The 4,778-nt window shown below is 52.7% G+C and carries 4 protein-coding genes; 2 read left to right on the top strand and 2 right to left on the bottom strand.

Going from position 1 to position 4,778, the window contains the following annotated elements:
• Positions 1 to 224 precede the first annotated feature (224 nt).
• Together H6B51_RS16175 and H6B51_RS16180 are read left to right on the top strand one after the other, a co-directional pair.
• Positions 225 to 2,648: a pentapeptide repeat-containing protein gene (locus H6B51_RS16175; RefSeq protein WP_204884633.1), complete on the top strand. Its 2,424-nt coding sequence runs from the start codon at positions 225 to 227 to the stop codon at positions 2,646 to 2,648.
• An 8-nt stretch (positions 2,649 to 2,656) separates the two neighbouring features.
• Positions 2,657 to 3,130 carry a GNAT family N-acetyltransferase gene (locus tag H6B51_RS16180; protein ID WP_204884634.1) on the top strand — a complete coding sequence of 158 codons (474 nt, stop codon included), beginning with the start codon at positions 2,657 to 2,659 and terminating at the stop codon, positions 3,128 to 3,130.
• Positions 3,131 to 3,440: 310 nt separating this feature from the next.
• Here H6B51_RS16180 and H6B51_RS16185 read toward each other — a convergent pair whose 3' ends face one another.
• Both H6B51_RS16185 and H6B51_RS16190 read right to left on the bottom strand, forming a co-directional pair.
• On the bottom strand, positions 3,441 to 4,205 hold the full coding sequence (locus H6B51_RS16185; RefSeq protein WP_207753954.1) for an amino acid ABC transporter ATP-binding protein: 765 nt from the start codon (positions 4,203 to 4,205) through the stop codon (positions 3,441 to 3,443).
• 1 nt (position 4,206) lies between these two features.
• Positions 4,207 to 4,778, bottom strand: a 572-nt coding sequence (locus H6B51_RS16190) for an amino acid ABC transporter permease (protein WP_204884635.1), incomplete at its 5' end; no start/stop codon positions are given.

The raw sequence follows: 4,778 nt of genomic DNA on the forward strand, positions 1-4,778 counted from the left end.
CTGGTGCTGAATCTCCGCAGGATTCAGTGCGCCCTTTTGTGCCTGCTTGCAGGTTTGCTCGTCATTTTCTGGCCCCAGAAAAAATTGGCGGTTGTTCAGTAGACATTAATTATACTACGGAGATTTATGGCAGACAAGAGCTATTCTAAAATTAAAAAATAGAAAAAATTGGAGTGGTATGTTACAATATAGGCAGCTAACCATAAAAGGGGGGGTACCATGCCATGAGGCTGCCCAGCCGGATCTCCCAAGCGTTCCGCGTTTCCTGTTATGTGTTTTTGCTTCTGGCCATTCCCGCGGCGATCATTGTCTATTTTGATATTCCCATTATAGAATTTGCCTGCTCTGTGGACCAGACTGACTGGCCCAGCTATTTTGACAGCCTGACCTCCAGCTTTCTGGGGGTGCTTTTGGCCTATGTGGCGGCCTCCATTACCTTCTATGCGCTTCTGCGCTCCAATCTGGACCGGAAAAAGGATGAAAACCCCCGTATCGCCAGTACCATTGCCTGGCATGATAAAAAAATACGACAGCTGTTGTGGCAGCACCTGTGGCTCATCGGACTTTCCATGATTATCGTGATGCTAATGAATTTTGCGTTGGCAAACGATAAGATTTCCCCAGCGTTCTATCTCCCCAATTTGATCATCTATATGGTCTTATTTGTGGTAAACCTTATTATGACAGCGTATTTCTGGTTCGTCTGCGACGATATTCCTGGACAGAGCGCGAAAGCGGCCAGAAAATACTGGATGGAGCAGGTAGAGAAGCTGGGTAAGGAGATCCCGGTCAGCCCCTGGCTTATCCCCATTACACAAGAGCATATTGACCCCATAAAGCCCAAAGACAGCCGGGAGTTTCTGACCATGGCCGAGCGCATTGACGAGCTGCTGTCCATGCATACCTCATCCCGGCTCCAGTCGCCCTATTCTCTGGCAGTCATCACCAATATTATGACAGACCGGATCCACGTATTAAAACCGCTGCAAAGCATCCGTAATGAAAACGATACCCAGCGCCCGCAGCCTCAAGAGGAACTGCAGAACACATCTGACAGCACAGAGGAGACGTGGGAGTGTATCGTATCTCAACTGGTGGACATCTATGGCGTAGTCAATGAGCTGCGCAATATTTTGCACTGTGTTGCCAATGGGGACCTGGCAATAGATCCGGAAACGGACCAGAAGATTCAAATCTCAAACCAGCTTTCCCGCGCTGTGGCTGTGCTGTGGTGTGTGATGATGCGCCTGTTTGTCTCCTGCTGCTCCATACAAGATTTCAAATATGACGGCATGACCTTTCAAAAGGCGGATTTTATCAATTCCGATCTGCGGAATTTTGTTGCCCACAGCAGCGAGGTCCAGGATTCCGCGTTTTACAACACCAAGCTGGAGCGGTCCTGCTTGGACATGTCCTGCTATGAAAGCTGCCATATGGACCAGGTTTCCTTTTTGTCGTCCAGCACCAATAACGCCATGTTTATCCGTTGCACCTTGCGCGGCGGCTATGCTGAACACAGCGATATGGACGACTGCAAGTTTGAGCGCTGCCAGCTCAACGGCTTTGAGGCCGCAGACACTTCTTGGAGCCGCTGCGTGTTTGAGAAATGTGAACTGGAGGAGCTGGAGTTCGATCAATGCGTTTTGACCGACTGGAGCATAAGCGGTCCCATCATCTCCATGAAAAACAGTACGTTTTCCGACTGTACCATATCCGGCTGGAAGCTGATCTCCGGTACCCGCAAAAATCTTAGCCGATGCAATTTTAGCGGCAGTAAAATCATGAGCTGGGAAATTCAGTTTGCCGATCTGCGGTTCTGTGATTTTTCCGAGGTGTTTGCCACGGATATCTCCTTACAAAATGTGGATATGAGCCGGGCGATTTTGTTTAGCGCCAGTTTCCCCCAGGCGCATATGCGTCAGGTGCGGCTGAACAACAGCGACCTGACCCACTGTAATCTTTTCGCGGCCCGGTGGACAGGTGTGATCGCCGACAGCAGTACCTTTGTAGAGGTAAAGGCTCAGAATCTCCACCTTTCAAATTGCAGCCTGCGGCACTGCAACGCCTCTGACGTGGACTGGAGCTATCTGGACGCCCGGGGTACCAGCTTTGACAGCGCCCGGCTGTATAACGCCCGGCTCCATCATGGGAAATTGAGAAACTGCACGCTGAAAACCGTACTGGGCGGCAGTCTCCAGCTGACCGACGGCATCTGCCAATCCAGCGACGTTTCAAACAGCGACCTGCATGGCAGCAATCTTACCAATACCAGGTTCAAAGGATGCCGCTTTGATTTCGCGGATGTGTCCGACTGCAATGCCACCTTCACGGAGTTTGAGGATGGTACCTACCATTTTGCCAGCTTTCAGGGCACGGCCTTTATCTCGGCGGAATGGCGTTCTTCCCGGGCGGCGGGATATTTACATATTAAAAACGCCAGCTTTCAGGGGTGCCAGTTCATCAAATGCCGGCTGTCAGGGGTGCGGTTTTCAAACTGTGAGTTCAGTGACTGTATCTGGGACTCATGCCAGTTCCAAAATGTGGTTTTTGATCACTGCACAGTGGAGGAAGAGGAGTTTTTGGACTATGCACAAAATGAAGTTCAGATTTATGACGAGGATCCGGATCCCGACCTCTGCCCTGTGTAGGTGACGGGATGGATCGGATCTGTCTCCGGCCGCTGCGGCGCCGGGATCACCGGCTCTGTTTGCGGCTCAAGGTGCGGAATACCCAGCGGACGTTTGTCCATTCCACCAGATTCAGCCTGGAAGAAGCAAAAACCAGTACGGTTCCGGTGCTGCTTTTGGGGATCTGGCGGGGGCGCAGGCTGATCGGCTTTGCTATGGTGCGCTATCAGCCCTGTGGAGTGCCCGGTATCTCCGGCCCGGCCTATGAAATTGCCCGGTTTCTGATCGACCGGCGCTATCAGGGCCGGGGCTACGGAGCTGCGGCGTTCCGGCAGCTGCTGGCCTTTTTGCGGACCCTCCCGCTGGGGCCTGCCGGCGCCGTTTTTCTGTTCTGCAATCAGAAAAATACCGTGGGGTGGAACCTATACGGCGTTGCCGGGTTCCGTCAAACGCGCATCTTTAATACACTGCACGAGCGGTTGGCGGTTACCTGTATTTCCTAACCATGGGTCAGCACTTGGAACGGAGTTTTGCTGATTTGCCAATAGCCTTTCGTGGTGGCTATATCCTATGTGCAACCTGGGCTGGGATCAAATATCCAGGAAAGCAAAGGTTTCCCGGAATACATAAACTAAATGGGGCTGCTGCAAAATAACGCAACAGCCCCAATTTTTGTCATCTGAAGAGTCATAGATCACTTTCTTTATGCAGACCAGGGAGGCAAGCAACCTAAGCGTTTCTTGCCTCCCCGGTATGGTAAATAAAAAGATTTTCTGAGAAATTCCGCAGAAACTCTTTTCCAACGTCATAGCTTTAGTGGGCCAGGAACCGCAGCAGAAATTCCTGTGTGCGCTTGTTTTTGGGCGCCTGGAAGAGTCGCTGCGGATCCCGCTGCTCGCAGATCACGCCGTCGGCCATAAAGATGACGTGGTTGGACACATCCCGGGCAAAGGCCATTTCATGGGTCACCACGATCATGGTCATGCCGTCCCGGGCCAGGGTGCGCATGACCTCCAGCACCTCGCCCACCATCTCCGGGTCCAGGGCGGAGGTGGGCTCATCAAAGAGCAGGACCTCCGGCTCCATGGCCAGTGCTCTTGCAATTGCCACCCGCTGCTTTTGTCCGCCGGAGAGCTGGTGGGGATAGGCATTGATATAGGGAGCCATGCCTACCTTTCGCAGGTATTTGAGAGCATTCTCCCGAGCCAGATCCTTTTTGCGCTTCAAAACCTTCTCCTGACCGATCTCGCAGTTTCGCAGCACACTCATATTGTGGAACAGATTAAAGCTCTGGAACACCATGCCCACCTTGGAGCGATAATTGGGAACATTGTTCCCGTGCTCCAAGATGTCGCTGCCATGAAAAAGAATTTGACCGCCGGTGGGGGATTCCAGCAGATTGATGCAGCGCAGCAAGGTTGATTTTCCGGAGCCGGAGGCCCCAATGACCGAGATCACATCGCCTGCACAAACAGTAAAGTCAATGTCCTTCAAAACAGAATGGGTCCCAAAGGTCTTGGACAGGTGGCGCACCTGTAAAATGGGATTGCTGAAATCCCGCAGATAGGTACCATCCATGTTATCCCGCACTCCCTTCCTGAGACAGATCAGACACCAGCTCGTAATTGGCCTTGCCCGCCATGGCCCGCTCCCACAGCCGCAGCAGCCGTGCGGAGATGAGCGTCATGATCAGGTAGATGATCATGGCGATGGTGGCGGCGGGGAAATAGAGGTAGAGGGCGGCAGCCGCGGACTTGAAAGAGAAGAAAAGCTCGGTGACGCTGATGACCGACAGCATGGACGAGTCCTTCAGGTTGATGAGGAAGTTGTTGCCGATCTGGGGCAGCAGATTGCGCAGAGCCTGGGGAAGGATCACATAGAGCATCGCCTGCCGGTGGGTCATGCCGATAGCCTTGGCGCCCTCGGCCTGGCCGGGGTCAATGGCCAGAATACCGCCTCGTACCGTTTCCGCCATGTAGGCGCCGGTGTTGATGGAGAGAATAAAAATACCGGCGGAAAAGGTCTCCATGTGCAGATCAAAGGCGTAGGCCGCGCCGTAAAAAATAAACATGGCCTGAAGCATCAGGGGGGTGCCACGGAAAAATTCCACATAGACCTTCAGCAACCCATGTCCTATATATGCAAGAATGC

Source organism: Pseudoflavonifractor phocaeensis (assembly GCF_016901955.1).
Taxonomy (GTDB): Bacteria; Bacillota; Clostridia; order Oscillospirales; family Oscillospiraceae; genus Flavonifractor; species Flavonifractor phocaeensis_A.